Annotated in this window: 11 protein-coding genes and 2 pseudogenes; 4 read left to right on the top strand and 9 right to left on the bottom strand. The window is 59.5% G+C overall.

Translation table 11 applies throughout. The features are described 5' to 3' along the window. The first annotated feature begins 11 nt into the window (after positions 1 to 11). The 3 genes from WJ12_RS06540 (at position 12) to WJ12_RS06525 (ending at position 4,257) form a co-directional block, all read left to right on the top strand. Positions 12 to 1,100, top strand: coding sequence for a prenyltransferase/squalene oxidase repeat-containing protein (locus WJ12_RS06540; RefSeq protein ID WP_059557045.1), 1,089 nt, complete (start codon positions 12 to 14; stop codon positions 1,098 to 1,100). A gap of 48 nt (positions 1,101 to 1,148) precedes the next feature. After that, positions 1,149 to 2,966 (top strand): glutamine--fructose-6-phosphate transaminase (isomerizing), encoded by a 1,818-nt coding sequence (gene glmS / locus WJ12_RS06535; RefSeq protein ID WP_034186685.1) that lies wholly within the window; start codon positions 1,149 to 1,151, stop codon positions 2,964 to 2,966. 149 nt (positions 2,967 to 3,115) lie between these two features. After that, a protein-coding gene (locus WJ12_RS06525) for an IS3 family transposase (RefSeq protein WP_156444747.1) occupies positions 3,116 to 4,257 on the top strand; the annotation gives its coding sequence in 2 pieces (ribosomal slippage) (positions 3,116 to 3,368 and positions 3,368 to 4,257; 1,143 coding nt in all). A gap of 182 nt (positions 4,258 to 4,439) precedes the next feature. On the opposite strand, the gene WJ12_RS35825 is transcribed toward WJ12_RS06525, so the two are convergent. Together WJ12_RS35825 and WJ12_RS34490 are read right to left on the bottom strand one after the other, a co-directional pair. Further along, positions 4,440 to 4,889: a hypothetical protein gene (locus tag WJ12_RS35825; protein ID WP_156444748.1), complete on the bottom strand. Its 450-nt coding sequence runs from the start codon at positions 4,887 to 4,889 to the stop codon at positions 4,440 to 4,442. Positions 4,890 to 5,115: 226 nt separating this feature from the next. Beyond that, a pseudogene (locus WJ12_RS34490) lies at positions 5,116 to 5,328 on the bottom strand (IS30 family transposase); the annotation flags it as partial. A 90-nt stretch (positions 5,329 to 5,418) separates the two neighbouring features. Between WJ12_RS34490 and WJ12_RS34485 the strand changes: the two are divergent. Further along, positions 5,419 to 5,602: pseudogene (locus WJ12_RS34485) on the top strand (IS3 family transposase); the annotation flags it as partial. A gap of 144 nt (positions 5,603 to 5,746) precedes the next feature. Here WJ12_RS34485 and WJ12_RS34480 read toward each other — a convergent pair. From WJ12_RS34480 to WJ12_RS06500, 7 genes are all read right to left on the bottom strand, one after another. Further along, the gene (locus WJ12_RS34480; RefSeq protein ID WP_082744659.1) at positions 5,747 to 6,307 is read right to left on the bottom strand and encodes an imm11 family protein; all 561 of its coding nucleotides are present in this window, start codon (positions 6,305 to 6,307) and stop codon (positions 5,747 to 5,749) included. A 44-nt stretch (positions 6,308 to 6,351) separates the two neighbouring features. Further along, positions 6,352 to 6,978: a hypothetical protein gene (locus WJ12_RS35820; RefSeq protein ID WP_124609340.1), complete on the bottom strand. Its 627-nt coding sequence runs from the start codon at positions 6,976 to 6,978 to the stop codon at positions 6,352 to 6,354. After that, positions 6,978 to 11,243 (bottom strand): RHS repeat-associated core domain-containing protein, encoded by a 4,266-nt coding sequence (locus tag WJ12_RS06520; RefSeq protein WP_059557048.1) that lies wholly within the window; start codon positions 11,241 to 11,243, stop codon positions 6,978 to 6,980. Before WJ12_RS06520 ends, WJ12_RS35820 begins: the two co-directional genes overlap by 1 nt. 21 nt (positions 11,244 to 11,264) lie before the next feature. Next, on the bottom strand, positions 11,265 to 11,723 hold the full coding sequence (locus WJ12_RS06515) for a DUF1795 domain-containing protein (RefSeq protein WP_034186683.1): 459 nt from the start codon (positions 11,721 to 11,723) through the stop codon (positions 11,265 to 11,267). 71 nt (positions 11,724 to 11,794) lie between these two features. After that, entirely contained in the window at positions 11,795 to 12,232 is a 438-nt protein-coding gene (locus tag WJ12_RS06510) for a hypothetical protein (RefSeq protein ID WP_059557061.1), read from the bottom strand. Positions 12,233 to 12,275: 43 nt separating this feature from the next. Beyond that, entirely contained in the window at positions 12,276 to 13,145 is an 870-nt protein-coding gene (locus WJ12_RS06505; protein WP_034186682.1) for an ankyrin repeat domain-containing protein, read from the bottom strand. Beyond that, complete coding sequence (locus WJ12_RS06500; protein WP_034186681.1) at positions 13,145 to 16,144, bottom strand: type VI secretion system Vgr family protein; 3,000 nt, start codon at positions 16,142 to 16,144, stop codon at positions 13,145 to 13,147. Before WJ12_RS06500 ends, WJ12_RS06505 begins: the two co-directional genes overlap by 1 nt. Positions 16,145 to 16,409: the final 265 nt, after the last annotated feature.

Here is a 16,409-nt window from a genome sequence, read left to right as displayed (position 1 = left end):
AGCCCCCGATCATGAACCGGCCCGCGCTGTTCCCGGCCGCACGCGCACGCGTGGCGGCCGTCGCCCGGCTATGCCGCCTGTGGTGCGTTGTCAGTTGCCTCTCGGCATTCGGCTTCGCGCCGCACGCGAGTGCCGCCGAACTCCAGCTCAACGGACTGTACCAGCGCCCCGACGGCGCGATCACCGTGCGCCTGAACGGCGCCGGCATCGATCCTTACTTCGCGGCGAAGGCGCTGCTCGGCGCCGCCGACGCCGGGCTCGATGCCCGTCAGGCCGCACTCGCGTGGATCGCGTGGCTGTTGCCGCACCAGCGTCCGGACGGCGGCTTCGATCGTTACTGCATGAAGAGCGGCCAGTACAGTCCATGCGCGGAAGCCGACGCCGACGACTCGATGATGGCGACGTGGATCGAATTGCTCTCCCGCTTCGCGCCGCCCGACGGCATGCCCGCCGCCTGGGAACTCAGCCTGAACCGCGCGGGCGCGCATCTGGACACGCTGCTCAGCAAGCCCGCCGGCGTCTATCAGATCTCGTCGACGCTGCACGTCGCGCTGCTGATGGACAACGTCGAGGTACACAGCGCGTTCCAGGCACTCGCCGCGTACTACATGCGGCATGCCGACTACGCGCATGCGGGCCCGTGGAGCCAGCGCGCCGACCGGCTCTCGTCGGCGATCCTGAAGGTGTTCTGGCGCGGCACGCAGTCCGGCTTTCGGGCGAGCACGCAGCGCATCAGCGACACGACTTTCTATCCGGCGAAAGTCGCGCAGATCTTCCCGCTCCTGTCGGGGATTCAAGTTCCCGCCCAATCGAACGAGACGATCTACGCGCAATGGATGCAGAAATACGGCAAGACCTGGCTGCAGCTGGCCGGCAGCGACTATCCATGGGGCTTGATCGCGCTGGTCGCATTCAAGATGAACGACTGGAGCACGGTCGCCTGCTGGCATGCGCGATCGGGCCCGTACCGGCACGGCGCGCACTGGAACGTACTGGAGGAATCCCTTTATCTCGCATTCGAAAGCAGGATGGCCGACCCCGTCGCGCCCGCTCAGTGCGGCTTCACGACGGCAGAGGCAACGGCGACCGCGTCGCGCTGACACAGCGTGCATGCGGTCCAGGAGAATTGACAGGGAAGGAGACGTGTCATGTGTGGCATCGTCGGCGCGGTCGCGCAACGGGACATCGTCCCGATTCTGATCGAAGGTTTGCGCCGCCTTGAATATCGCGGCTACGATTCATGCGGGGTGGCGACGGTCGTCAACGGCCAGGCGCGCCGCGAACGCAGCATGTCGCGCGTCGCCGATCTCGACGCGCACGTGCGCAGCGCCGGCCTGACCGGCAGCACGGGCATCGCCCACACGCGCTGGGCGACCCATGGCGCGCCCGCAACCTGCAACGCTCACCCGATCTTCTCGCGCGACGAGATCGCGCTCGTGCACAACGGCATCATCGAGAACCATGAAACGTTGCGCAAGCAACTTTCAGACAAGCACTACGAATTCGACGGCCAGACCGATACCGAGGTCGTCGCCCACCTGATCCACAGCAAGTATCGCGGCGACCTGCTCGCCGCCGTACGCGATGCGACGGCGCAGCTGCACGGCGCCTACGCGATCGCGGTGTTCAGCAAACACGAACCGCAGCGGCTCATCGGCGCGCGGGCCGGCTCGCCGCTCGTCGTCGGCGTGAAGGACGGCGAATGCTTTCTTGCGTCCGATGCGCTCGCGCTCGCCGGTATCACCGACCGCTTCATCTTTCTCGAGGAAGGCGACATCGTCGAGTTGACGCCAGGCGGCGTATGCGTGCTCGATCGCACCGGCGCACCGGTCGAACGCGCGATACAAACCGTTTCGTCCGCGCAGGGTGCGGTCGAACTCGGGCCGTACCGGCATTTCATGCAGAAGGAAATTTTCGAGCAACCGCAGGCGGTGGCCGCGACCATCCCGGACGCGGGGTTGTTCGATCCGGCCGTGTTCGGCCCGGATGCCGCGCGAGCGTTCGAGCAGATCGACAACGTGCTGATTCTCGCGTGCGGCACGAGTCATTATTCCGGCCTGACCGCGCGCCGCTGGCTCGAAACGATCGCGCGCATACCCGCGCAGGTCGAGATCGCGAGCGAATACCGTTACAGCGACGCGCTCGCGATGCCGAATACGCTGGTGGTCAGCGTGTCGCAGTCCGGCGAGACCGCCGACACGCTCGCCGCGCTCAAGTACGCGCAGGCGCTCGGCCATATCGACACGCTGGCGATCTGCAACGTGCCGACCAGCGCGATGATGCGTCAAACCGGCCTGCGCTTCCTGACGCGGGCCGGCCCGGAAATCGGCGTCGCGTCGACCAAGGCGTTCACGACGCAGCTCGTCGCGCTGTTCATTCTTGCCGTGACGCTCGGGCGGTTGCGCGGCTACGTCGACGACGCGCAGCTCGCGCGGTACACGATGCAGTTGCGACGGCTACCCGGTGCGCTCGAAGACGTGCTCGGACTGGAGCCGCAGATCGAGCGCTGGGCGGCGGAATTCTCGCAGCACGAAAACGCGCTGTTTCTCGGGCGCGGATTGCACTATCCGATCGCGCTCGAAGGGGCGCTGAAGCTGAAGGAGATTTCGTATATCCACGCGGAGGCGTATCCCGCGGGTGAGCTGAAACACGGGCCGCTTGCGCTTGTGACGCACACGATGCCCGTCGCGACGATTGCACCGAACGACGCGCTGCTCGAAAAGCTCAAGTCGAACATGCAGGAAGTGCGGGCGCGTGGCGGGCAGCTCTACGTATTCGCCGACGCGGATACGCGGATCGACAACGGCGAAGGCGTGTCGGTGCTGCGGATGCCGGATTACTACGGGCTGTTGTCGCCGATCCTGCACGTCGTGCCGTTACAGTTGCTCGCGTATCACGCGGCGTGCTTGCGCGGCGCGGATATCGACAAGCCGAGGAATCTGGCGAAATCGGTGACGGTGGAGTGACGAATACCTCGGCGCTTCGCGGGTTTTCCCACTCAATATCCCTCACCATAATCAACACCATGAGCTCTTGACCCTGACCCAAGAAATAGTCCGGTGCAAAAGTAGAGAAATTCGGCATGATGTGTCCACGCGGACACGAAGGCCATGCCATGAAGACGAGCAAGTTTACGGAAGAGCAGATCGCATTTGCCCTGAAGCAAGCCGAGCTGGGTACGAAGGTCGAGGAGATCTGCCGCAAACTCGGAATAAGCGAGGCGACTTTCTACAACTGGAAGAAGGAATTCGGAGGGCTGGGGCCTTCTGAGTTGCGCCGCTTGCGCCAGCTCGAAGAGGAAAACACGAAGTTGAAGCGGCTCGTGGCGGACCTGAGCCTGGACAAGGCCATGCTGCAGGATGTACTCGCAAAAAAGCTCTGAAGCCTGCCCGTCGGCGCATGTTGATCGATGAATTGCGTGATCGCTATCGAACCAGCCTGACGAAGACTTGCGCGTTGTTTGGCATGTCTCGTTCGCTGTATCGGTATCAGTCGGTTGCGCGTGATTCGTCGGCGCTGCTCATGCGTATCAAGGAGATCACCGCCACGCGCGTGCACTATGGGTATCGGCGCGTTCACGTGGTCCTGCGACGGGAAGGCTGGCGAGATAACTGCAAGCGCGTCTACAGGCTGTATCGGGCGGAGGGCCTTTCACTGCGGCATAAGCGACCACGACGTAACAAATCGGCTCGGCTGCGACAGCCCAAGCATATCGTGACCGCGATCAACGAAATTTGGAGCATGGATTTCGTTGCGGATGCACTGTTCGATGGGCGACGCCTTCGGACTCTGACCGTCGTCGACAACTACACACGGGAATGCCTGGCCATCGAGGTTGGACAAAGCCTGAAGGGAGAGCATGTGGTCGAAGCGCTGACGCGTATCACCGCCATGCGCGGGCACCCTGCCACGATCAAGGTCGACAACGGCAGCGAGTTCATCTCGAAGGCAATGGATCGCTGGGCGTATGAACATGGCGTCGAACTGGATTTCAGCCGGCCGGGCACGCCTACTGACAACGCCAAGGTCGAAAGCTTCAACGGGCGCTTCCGGCAAGAATGTCTGAACGCGCATTGGTTCTTGTCATTGGCCGACGCGCAGAGCAAAATCGACGACTGGCGCACGTACTATAACGAGGTGCGTCCCCACTCTGCATTGCAGTGGATGACGCCCGCCGAATTCGCCCGTCAGGCAAGGGAATCCGCCTCGCCTGACAACTCAACCAAGCCGGAAATCTCCACTTCCGACCGGGACTAATTCTGGTTCAGGGTCAACAAGCCGGAAATCTCCACTTCCGACCGGGACTAATTCTGGTTCAGGGTCACAAACCTACTCACACCGAGTATTTGCTGATCTAAGCAAGGATGGCTGACCAATACCGAACAATACAGCAAAGAACCACGTCCCGCCCTCCCATTCAATCGAGAGATCACACCCCGCTAATTCCTTATTGCATGTGGTGGCCGTATATCTTTAAAGATAAAATATTTTGAATCGTCCCAGTTCACTCCACTCTCAAAAAACATTAACAGCCTGCCCTTGATCTTGTTCGGATCGCCCACCATTCCAGCCAATTCATAGCGCCGGATGGAATCCAGGTCCTCCTGAGAAGAAAGTTTCTGCTTGACGATTTTTTTCCCGTCAACAGAGTAAGTGTCACTTAGCTCAATCAAATCAGCGCCAAACTCGCCGGAGCCATCAATTCTCAAACTCAACATAAGCTTTGGAGCCGGTCTGAGATTAGGAGCAACTCGGCTTTCGTCGATTTTCTCAACCAGAATTGGCTTTAACTTATTTTCCGCAACATAAATCGAAAATAACTCAGGAACAGTATTTAGGTCCACTCCAGACCAAGCACCATCTTCACTACTTACGTCAAAAAATTGCATTAGATGATTACATCGCATCTGCGCAATCGTAAACAAATTCTCACTCAACTTCACATTGAATATTGAGTTCTCCGACCAGACTATCTTTTTCAACACCCCATCACTCCCTTCCCGCCCTTCGGTACATTTGATTTTTCCGCCAAATGTTCGTCCGCCGCAGACAAATAAACATCCTTGTTAGGATTGTTTATGCCGACAGGTTTCTGCTTATTCGAGGCACCCTCTACCTGCCGGATATTGGACTTGCCATGAACAACGGCATACCGCCACGCTCGCGAAACCAGCGTGTCCCTGCCGCCTGGGACACGCCAACTGCCACAGCAGCCTTCTCGCTTGTGATTCCGGTCGCAACCTGCTCTCAAGACTGGCGCTCAACCTCGTGCCGAAGCGATGGTGCACCTGGCTTGCGCATCGCTCCTCGCCTCGTCAACTGTTGTATCCACTTCGATGGACGACCCATGAAACACCTCCTGGATTAAGGTGTTGCGACGACCGGTTGAATCCACCCAATACGCCAGTCGCGCGCCGGATGGAGAGTTTCTTCAAGACGCTGAAGGCCGAAAGAATCTACCAGACTCACTACGAAACGCGTGCCAACGCCCGTGTGGATATCGACGATTGGATCGAGGGCTATTACAATCGACAACACCTGCATACCTCAATCGACTTCCTTACCCCCCGTCGACTACGAGGCCAGCTTGATCGCCGCATGAGTTGCTGTACGTGAAAACGAGGCAGGATCAGTCACGCGCATGGAGGCCGAGAAGTCGCCTCCAACGTATGATTTCACAAGTTACTCTCGCGAAAGCGAGGCTATCCGCACCATACTCTGATCGGTCACCGAGAGTTGAGCAATCCTATTTATCAGATTGCGAAATAATCTCTCCAAAATTGAATCCCTTTAACTTATTCTGTTCCACAAGCCCCCTGAAATGCTCGGATACAAATACTGTTGCAGGGCTTTCTTTTAAGCGAAATATATCAATCCCCTCGATACAGCTCCTCAGAAGATATATTTTATTAAAAACCGTTGCCTGAGGGTAAATCTTGAATTTCGACGCGTCCAAATCGACAGCATTCTCTATCACCCGGGTTACATGAAATCCGAACATGTCTTTTATCGGGGCCTCGACCTGCAATATCTCCCCGCTGTCACGAAGTACCGGCGCCAACACATCAAGCGCCCTCTCACTAAACACGAGAAACGGAGATAGTATCGTATGAACGTCGCTGGTCTTTTTTCTGCGCGAAGTGCCCCACGTAAGCTTAACGGGGCCATAGTCTTGGCCAAACCCCCGCCCACAGAGAGCGGTTGCTCGTATAGCTACGCTCTTGTCATATGCGATTTCACTGTCATCATCGACTTGAACGAGAGGCTGAAATGCTTCATCCTGCCTCAAACCGTAAACGTCACTCACACATTGCCTCACATCCAAATCATAGCACCCAGATAAGTAGCGGCCTACGGTGCCTCACCCCAAGGGTCATAGGAATAGCTTTCATCGATCGGCGAAAAATCAATACCTTTCAATGCGCATCGCTCCACTTCCGACTTAAACTCCTGACTACATACCAGCTCCATTGTTTCGGTACATCTAAAAAGATTGCTAGCACAGTCGTCGCGCGGAATGAAGGTTTTGATCCAACTATACATTGGAGTCCCTGGAAACAACTTATTCTCGGCGACCTCTTTTGTTTCCAGATCCCGGTCCTCGGAATAGTCCGACTTTTGTCGATCAAGCAGAGACTCATGATCTGCCGGCAAGAAAATTGAATACGCCTTATTACCCGCCGGCTTTCCACCCGCAACGATACCAATGGGGACCACCCTATATCTAACTCCCAATTTTTCACATGCGGCCAAAAACTCTTTTGACACGTAATTCGTTTGCGTTCCGTAGAAATCGAAATCAATCGAAATCGATGGATCTGATAGTGTGAAAATATATTCATGCTTTACATCGACGCCAAACGGATCAGCGACATACATCGGCCACTCCCATTCAGCACGGTTCAATTCTCCCGACAGGTATGGAGGGCAGCCTGGGTCTCCAGCGCGGTATTTAACAACAAAGAAACGTGCATTCATCAAAGTAACCTTCCCGTTATTGCATCAACCAAATATTTACCGGACTCCAATCCTTCTCTCGCCATATTTTGAATGCGCCCGACACCGAGCACAAGTTGCGTATCACTGAGACGGCCCGCCAGGAATTGTTGGTTAAGTTTCGTTAGCTCAGTTTCAATGGCCGCAGTGTATTGCCCGTGGTTCGACCAATGCCCTGGGAGCTCCAGCGTTTGGGCAAGCTTGGAGCTACCGGGCAGGAATATGCCATTAGACGCACCATCGCCATCGAATCCCATCCCGCGCAACCGGCTGAACATAGCCGCAAAGTCAGGGTGCTTCATGAGTTCTTCAGGAATCAGATGGTGGTTCGCCATACCGTCATGCGGGCGAGCCCCCATATTTTCCCCGAGCTTTGTGGAACACCACCCCATCGGATCGACTCGGGTCAATGGGTTTGATGCGTACGCGTACAAATTGTCGCCGCCCACCAACCCAATCGGATCCTGATTGATGAACCGTCCCACGTCCGGATCATAGAACCGGAACGTGTTGTAGTGTAGCCCCGTACTTTCGTCGGCATACTGACCGGCATAGCGCAGCGGCTGATCTGTCCGCGCGGTGGCGAGCTGCCGCTTGCTCGGCTCGACTTTGCCCCACGCCGTGTATTGCCCCGCCCAGGCCAGCTCGCCAGCCTCGTCGGTAACCTCTTGCGGCGCCCCTGCCAGATCCGTGTGGAAGTGATAAATCCGCGACGCGCGCTTCGCCGTATCGATTGCGGCCGCGGCCAGGGCCTCCGCGATCACCGCATCGACGCGGGCAGCCGGTGAGTACGGATCATCGGGGCTGTACACGTAGCTGCTCACGCCTGTCTCGCGCACTTCCTGCGCGAGGCGCAAGCCTTCCCATACGAACCGTTTCGTCTCGCTGCGCAGTTTCACGCCACGCACGTCGAAAGTGGTATCGGTCTTCGAAATACGTCGGCCCAGAGAATCGTACTGGAAGCGCGTTTCGACCGCACGACGCGCGTCCTCCGTGCGCACCATGATCAGCCGGTCCTGCCCATCGTATGTGAAGCGCTGCTGCTGGTTGGCTCCGCGAAGCTTCGTCGCCAGATTGCCGAACGGATCGTATTCGAAGCGGATGTCCTGCCACATCCGCAGACGATTGCCTTCGACGTATCCGCGACTCTTACCCTGTGCGCCGTCGAGCATATTGCCAGCGGCATCCCAGGCAAATTCCTCGAGCTCGCGATCCATGGTGTTCACACGACGTGTCAGCTGTCCGGCCGGATCGTAGCTGTACTGCGTGTTGCCACGCAGGCAGTCGCTGGTCTCGATCAGCTCGCCTGACGCGTCGTAGCCGTAGTTACGCCACAACTGCCCGCGTCCTCGACCGAGTGCGTCCGGTTGGAAGCCAGCGGACTGCCAGACTCTTCGGCCAAGCGGATCGTAGGCAAAACGCTGAGTCAGCCTTCCCTGCGTTCTCGCGATCTCGCGATGCAAGTCGTCACGCTCGAAGTCGCTCACCACCTGATCACCGCAACGGATCTGATGAACGTGACCGGAGCCATAACGCAGCATCCGGAGCGTCTGATCGTTGGGCAGCGCAAGCGATATCACGTTGCCCAGTTCATCAAGGTCGTATTCAACGTCGCCATTCGCACCGTGCTCGGCGACAAGACGACCAACCTTGTCGTACTCGAAACGCACCACGTTCGCCGTGATGCCGAGTGCCGTACCGGCGGCCGTCGGTGTACGTTCGACCTTCACCAGTTGGTCATTCTTGTTACGCTCGTAACGGGTAACGTCGGTCGGCGTATGCTGGACCTTCAGGTTACCCATCCGGTCGCGTTCGAATCGAATCGTACGGATCGGCCGATCCGCCGTCGCATGACGGTCCGGCGAGCCCACGATGTCCACAGCAAGCAATTCTCCGCCTTCGCCATACTCGAATCGCCGCTGGACACCATCGGGCCTCATTTCGGTCAAAAGACGGCCGCCCGCGCTGTACGTGAACACGTAGCGTGCGTGGTCCTGCTGGAGTTCGCGCAGGCGCCCCGCTACGTCATAGTGATAGCGGGTCCGTCGTCCGGCAGGATCGATCGCTTCGACAAGTTGACCGCGGGCATTGCGCAGTGACTGCTGTATCCGTCCTCCGAGGCCGACATGCCGCACGACGAGCCCAGCCGCATCGTATTCGAAAGTTTCCGTGCTGCCATCGGGATACGTGATGCGACGTGGCTCGCCGGTCGGACGTACGTCATATGCGACGCGCTGCCCCAGGGCGTTCTCCCGCGCAAGCGGCAGTCCAAACGCGTCGAAACTGCTGCGCGTGGTTTTACCTGAGCAGTCGGTATAGGCAACCAATTCTCCGAGACGATTCCACTCGAGCCTCTTGCGTCCGCCACGCGCGTCGATATGTGCGATCGGCAACGCGGTCAATCCCTTCGGATACTCGTAGCGATTCTCGTGGCCAAGCGGATCCTTGGTCGACAGCAACCGGCCTTGTGGATCGTATTCCGCGCGCCAGGCGCCGCCGTCCGCCCCGACAACTTCCACGGGCCGCATGCTGTTGCCGTCGTAACGAGTGCGAGTCGTACGGCCAAGTGGATCCGTCTCAACGACAATCCTACCTGCGTCGTCGTACTCGAACTCGGCGGTGCGCTCACCCGGTAGCATCAGCATCACCGGCATGCCAGTGTCGTTGTACTTAATCCGGTAGAGTCCGCCGTCGAAGTCGGTGTACTCGACAATCTGGAACTGTGCGTCGAAGCGCCAGTGCGCAGTGCGGCCATCGGCGTACCGAACACGGGTTTGACGACCATCGATGTCGTATTCGAGCGTCGCCTCCTCGCCTTCGCTGGTGCGTGTCGCGACAACCCGCGGCTGCCCGTCGATCATCGACCACACGTAATATGACGTAAAACCCAGTGCGTTCGTGTGACTCGTCATCAGGCCATTGACGTAAGTAAATCGCCGTACGACCGCCCCATTCGCGTCAGTCACCGACGCCAACTGCCCGTTTTCGTCGTATCCGTAAGCGACAGCCAATCGACGCTCTTCGCCATGCACAAGCGTGACCGAACCCAGCCGTTCATGCTGCGGCTCGTAATCGAGCACGGCACGCAAACCGCCGCACGTCAGAATCTCGGTGACGCGGCCGCGGCTATCACGTTCGAATTGGCACCATTGTCCCGCCTGATCCTCGATGCGGCGCACCCAGGCAATACGGCCGGAATCTGGATCGTATTGACCAAAGTCGTAATACGTCTCGCCGAGGTCGTGCAGGATGTAACGCCCGTCCGGGGTACAGATTAGATACCGTTGCTCAGCTTCGCTGAAAGCCGCCTGCCCGGCCCGCAGCAAAGGAAATCCGCTCTCACGTCCTTGCGCGTCGGTGTACCAGAGACGTCCGTCCCGGGCATGTAAACGAAGCTCCCACGGCGCCACCCAGCCGCGCCCGAGTGTCCCCGCATAGTCGATGCTGCTGGAATAGAACCGCTTGATCGCGACCGGCATCGGGCTCGGGATCACGAAGTCGCTTTCCGATTCCGCCAACAGGATCTTTCTTCCGGTCGTGACATCTACCGGATTGCCGAACAACCCGCCGATCGCCTTGTTGATCGCGGGTCCGGCAACATAACGCCCAAAAGCCTCACCCAGTACGTACCCGCCGATGAACTTCGCAGCACACGGCAAGACCGCCCGCGACAGTCCGCCCGCCTGCTTCAACAACCCGCCCAACCCGCCAACCAGCCCCGCCAGCACGAACGCCCATTCCGTCGCAGTGCGCAACCACGGCGGTACTTCATCGTCGACCGGCAGATAGGTCTGCGTGCCGCCGTGAAAGAACGTATCGTGCGAACCGTCGGCGATCGTCGCGCCGCAGGTGATCTTGTCGTCCTTTCGCGCCGCGGGCCGCCCGTTGATGAAGATGTTCGTCGAGCCTTGCGCGACAAGCGGGATGGGATTGTGCTTGCTGCAAGCCACGCCGCTCAGCGTCGCATAGGCCGCCGACATGGAGTTGACGTACACGTCGGATGAACCGGTGATGATGTTGCCGGATTGCGAGCTGAACATCTTGCCGATCGACTCCCCTATTGATAGGAGAGCCTGCGCTCCGATACCGGCCATCATCCCCGCCAGCAACGCCACGCCGAATCCGCATGTGAATGTGGCGAAGGCGACTGCGGCGATCAGGGCAATGCCCAGCACGGCTCCGACCAGAAAGCCCGCAAGCGCGCTGGTGTGATCGATCGGATCAGTGACTCGTGCGGCTTCGTACACGATGGTTGTCCTTTGCTGTTGTTATGCCGACTCTTGTTCTGCCGGACGGTATCCGTCGAGCCAGTTGCGCCACAATGCGTCGAGCGTTTCGCCGAAACTCTTCGCGCTCGATGCGGTAAAGATCAGCACGCGCCCCGGGGCAACAATGAATGCACCTTGCCGTTGAAAAACGGTCTTCGGACCGTTCCGATAGGCAGCGTCGATGCGCTCCCCGGGCAGTCCATCAATTTCAGGCCCAAGCCGTTCAGCCTGGCGCGAAAGCACCCGGTGTCCCTGCAACCGCGATTTGAGCAGCGCGATCTGACGATCGATATACGGCGCAAGGGCCTCTCCGTCCTTGAGCCAGTCGCGTGCGACACTGAGGTTCGGCTGTGCGGCCGTATCGACCGGCACGAAGAGGTTGGTCGTCCGATCCTCGAAACCGTTCGGCAGCACGATGCTGCCTTCGTGAATCCGGATACGGTTTTCGGAATCCGTCATGCGAGTTCTCTCGTGATGTGTAGTTGTTGGAATGGGTCGAAATCAGCATCCACAGGCGCCGACATTCATTTTCACCGTGGCGCGACGGTGCTTTCCCGGCACAAGCGCAAGCTGCCCGTGAGCAACACGATATGCGCGACGAGCCACGCATAAAATGCAACGCCGTAGCCGGATATCGGCGTCGCGTCCGCTTCGTTGAAGTACCACTTCGTCGTGAACAGTGAACAGAGCGCACACGCGAGCGCAGCGGCCGAAAACTGGCTCGCGCGGGTATACCGGTTCCGGGCGAGCTGGACGGCCGCAACCACGTAAAGCGGATTGGCGAGCCATGCTGGATTGAGCATGAACACTCCCCACCAGCCCTGGGCGAGAACCGACAACCCGCTAAGCGACGCTTCTTTTTCGAAATACATCGCCGGCATCGTAAGCGAGAGGACGTACAGCCCCCCCGATACGCCGAGGACTATCTCTCGCCTGACACGCGGTGTCGAATCAAAAACGTTCGTCATTTCCCGCATCCATTGCACGACGCTTCAACAGTCGCGCGAGCGTTCAATCCGTCTGACCGGCCGGCGTCACGACCTTCTCGCCGCGGGCGCGCATTGCTGCCCGTTGCGCCTTCGGATCGAGCGGCGGCCACGGCGCGCCGGCCGTGACGATCTTGCGACGAATCTCTTCGATACGCGTACGCGCCGGGGAATCCGCGGTCGTATGGTTCTTCAACTCGTTCTGCAGCACCCACCCGTACGACACGCCGAGCTGGCTGGCAATCTTCGGATCCGCGCCGTGCGCGAGCAGATAATCGACGATGTCCCACTGCTGAATCATCGTCGCCTCGAAAAGTGCCGTCTTCCCGAGCGAATCGCGAGCGTTCACGTTCGCCTTGTGCTCGATCAGCAGCTTCAACTGGGGCAGCAGCCGGTTCTCCGACACTGCAAAAATCATCGGCGTGTCGCCGTTGTACAGCCAGTTCGGATCGAGCCCGCCATTGAGCAGCACGCGAAGCAGGTTCGGTGTGTCTGCCCGCAGCGCAATATCCGCAACCGAGCCGCCATTTGCACCGACAGGCGCCTTCGGATCAGCCCCATTCTTCAGGAGCACCGAAATGATCTGGTAGCGCGGGTTCGATGCATCGTTCTTGACCGGCACGATCTCCTGCACCGCATACGACAGCAGTGTCGTATTCTTCGCGCCCGGCGCATTCAGATCAGTCTTCGGCGCGAGCTGCTGAACGCGGCCGAGATCGCCGTCATGAATGGCCTGAGCCAACGTAAGTTGCTGCCCCGAAAAAAAATCCTCCGGTGCGTAACGCTTGAAGCCAGTCATGTTCGTCCCTTGAGCTTGAGTGGGCCACCAGAGCGGCGAGGACACTCCAACGAGTGCGGCAATCGCGCCGGCGGTTATCGCTTTCTTGTATCGCATCAGTGAGATGAATTCAGTTGGGAGGCCAGGTCGAGTTGATCCTTCGCGACCTGCTGGTTGATCCCGTTCGTCACGTCACCCATCAGGTGACGGCCGACCGTGGTCACGCTTTCACCGTCGAGCGTGACGGGGCTGCCAACCGCCTTCGGCATCAGCGCCGCCGTGCCGTCGCTGATCGGCCCGAGTCGGCCTTCCTGCAGGCCGGTCAGGATATCCCCGTCGACGCGATAGGCCGTGATATTGGCCGCCTGGGCGGTCCCGCCGTATTGCGCGACCGTCTCCGGATTGAGGCCGGCAGCATTGAAGGTCACCGCCGAACCGCCGCTGGCCTCGGCTGCAGCGGACGCCAGGCCGCCGCCGAGCGAATGCCCGGTGAAATCGACGCCGGCCGACGCGCCGGTGGTCTCGATGTTCTTGCCGATCGTGACCGCATTGCGGTAATACGGCGCATCGGCGCCAAGACCTTGCGCCATGTTGTTGCTCATGTCTTCGCCGAAGAGCTGCTGGGTCCCCTTGAACGCCACCGTCGGCTTCATGCTGTCGCCAAAGACCTTCGGATCCGGGATATACATCTGCGACCCGAAGTTGCTACCGCTTTTCTCGAAGTCGCTCGGCTTGAGCCCGAAAGCCTTCAACGCCTCCGGATCGTTGGTCGCCATCTTCCACCCGGTCGGCGGCGGATCGTTCGGGTGATACACGTGGTCCGCGAGTTTCGCCAGTTGCTGCGCCTTCAGCGAACTCGCCAGCTTGGCCGCCGCCGCGCGCGTCGCCGGATCGGGGCTCGCCAGCCCCTTCGCGATCGTCGCCTGTTCCGCGGCCCACTCGAGCGCGAGCGCCTGTTCCGCGGACTGCGCGCTGCCGCGATTCAGGTGGATGACCGGCCCGTCGAGATAGATGCCATTCGCATTGATGACGATCGTGGACGGTCCGAAGGTCAGCTTGATGCTGTCCGGCGTCATCGTCACGACGCCGTCGCCGACACGGTGCTCGATGCCGTCGCTCGCCTGGTGGCTTTGCATGCCGGGGCCGGCCTTGCTCGCGATGGCCTTGGTATTGATCACGTTCGCCGTGGTGTCGCGAGTCAGCGCGATGGTTTCCTTCAATCCGCCCTGCGCGATCTGCTTCGTCTCACTGCCCTTGAGCAGCGACACCGTGCGCGCGCCGGCTTCGACCGTGTGCGTTTCCGAATCCTTGATGACCGTGTTCATATCCTTCTGCGCATGCAGAAAGACTTCTTGCGCACCGTTCACGTCGGAGAACCGCAGTTCGTTCGAGCCGGCCCCCTTGTGCGTCTGACTCTTGATCCCCATCGTCTGCCCGGCAGCCCCGTGATAAGGATTGCCCTGCTCGCCGTTGTAGACGCGGCCCACAATGACCGGATTGTCCGGGTCTCCCTGGTTAAACGCGACCAGGACCTCCTGTTTGATCCGTGGAATGGCAGCCGCCCCCCACCCGTCACCCGCCCACGGCTGGGACACGCGGATCCACATCGAATCCGAGCCGTCCAGCTTGCCGCGGCGATCCCACAGGAAGTGCACCTTGACCGCACTGCCGTTCGTATGAATTTCCTCGCCCTTCGGGCCGACCACAATTGCCGACTGGGTGCCGTGGATGACGGGCTTCGGGGTATTTCTGGGCGAACGGTACGGAAACTTCTTCGGGAGCAGAGAAAATGTATTGCGGTACGGCAGTTTTGCGTTGTGTTCCGTATAGTCGTTCACGGCCTCGTGGCGAACGTGCAGAATGGCGTATTCCTGATTGTTGGCCATGACTGGATGGTTCGTCACCGTCACGCTGCCTGCAGTCGTCATCCGCCACGCATAGCCGCTGCCCGTATACCGATGCGCGCTCGCTTCTTCTGCCTGCATCGCAATGCGCGCGTAACGGTCGCCATCATCACCGTGGTCGAACAACGACTGGTGCTCGAAACGCTCCGTTGTCTCGAGCCCCGCATGGCGGAGATTCTCCGGCTCTGCCTGCGCCAGCATCAGCGGCGACGATGGGTTCTGGTGATTGAAGTCGCGAAAAGCGATCTTGCCGACACCGAAACGTCGGCCTTCATGCAACTGGTCGATGCCGTTGTCTTCACTCGCCGCGCTGGCGGCATATGGCAGGTTGGCCAGCCCGTCGATCGGGCGGAAAACGAAATTCGTATCGCCGATGACAAGGAAGTGCTTTTCCTTCTCGTAGCGGTGCGTCCAGATCAGGCCTTCCTGCTCCATCAGACGCGCACAGAAGTTGTAGTACGACTCTTGATACATCACGATGTATTCGAGCGGCTTCTGTGCGGTCCGGATATCGAACTCGAAGTCGGTGAACCCGTGATCCTGGAAAATCTCGGTGAGGATGTCCTGAGCGGTCTTGTTCTGAAAAATCCGGCAGTCGGTCGAGCGCGTCAAAAACCAGAACCACGGCGCCACCGTCATTTGATATTGCGTCACCTTGCCCGGATTGCCGGCCCGATCGAACGACGTGACGTAGCCGTCGAAGTAGCGGATGCCGTCGGCCCCCCCTGACGAGACGATACGCTCCAGCGTGGACTGCCGCGCGCTCTCATCGAATCGGATTTTGATCGGTTGACCGATCAGCTGATCGGGTACCAGGTCATGCTGGTGTGACAGCAAATCCAGGTGGATCTCCGGCAACCGATTGACGTGCTCATCGATGACCGCGGTACTGACCAGCAACACGTCCGAACCGAGCGGCGAGTCGATGGTCACGTATCGATTTAGCTGAGTCAGCCGAGCAACGCCGCCGACCGCATTGTTGAGCGCATCCGCAATCGCGGCCGGCGTTTTGTTCATGAGCGAGAAGCCGGTCTGCGCAAGCTGGACGGCACGTTGCACGGTGTCGATATGACCTGCGACACCGGCGAGGGGGCCGATCTGGCCTGCCACCGTGGACGCAACCGGCCCGGCAAGGCCGCCGAGCGCGCTCAGCGAGCCCAACAGATTCCCGCCGGAACCGGCCGGAATACCGCCATTCGGGGCGAAACTCATTTGAATTCCCTTTATTTTCGTCTCAGGTTCTGTCCCCAACTGGCTCGCCAGCGTGAGGCCCCGCTACTGTAGGACAAAACGTTTGCCAGCGAAAGATACCTGAAATTTCGTTGCAATTTCCTTGCTGATACCCTTGTCCGTCCGCTTATCTAATATGCGGCTGGGTACCGGTGGAGGGTTCACCGCGTCGCAGTCCCGCAACGGCCTCTCCCGCGTGACCAACGCGATCTGTACGAAGCAGGGAATTGGCACGTACGGGGTAAAA

The sequence above is a fragment of the Burkholderia seminalis genome, from assembly GCF_001718535.1.
Classification (GTDB): domain Bacteria; phylum Pseudomonadota; class Gammaproteobacteria; order Burkholderiales; family Burkholderiaceae; genus Burkholderia; species Burkholderia seminalis.
The sequence above is the reverse complement of the archived record's forward strand: the minus strand, read 5'-3'. Positions and strand labels throughout refer to the sequence as shown.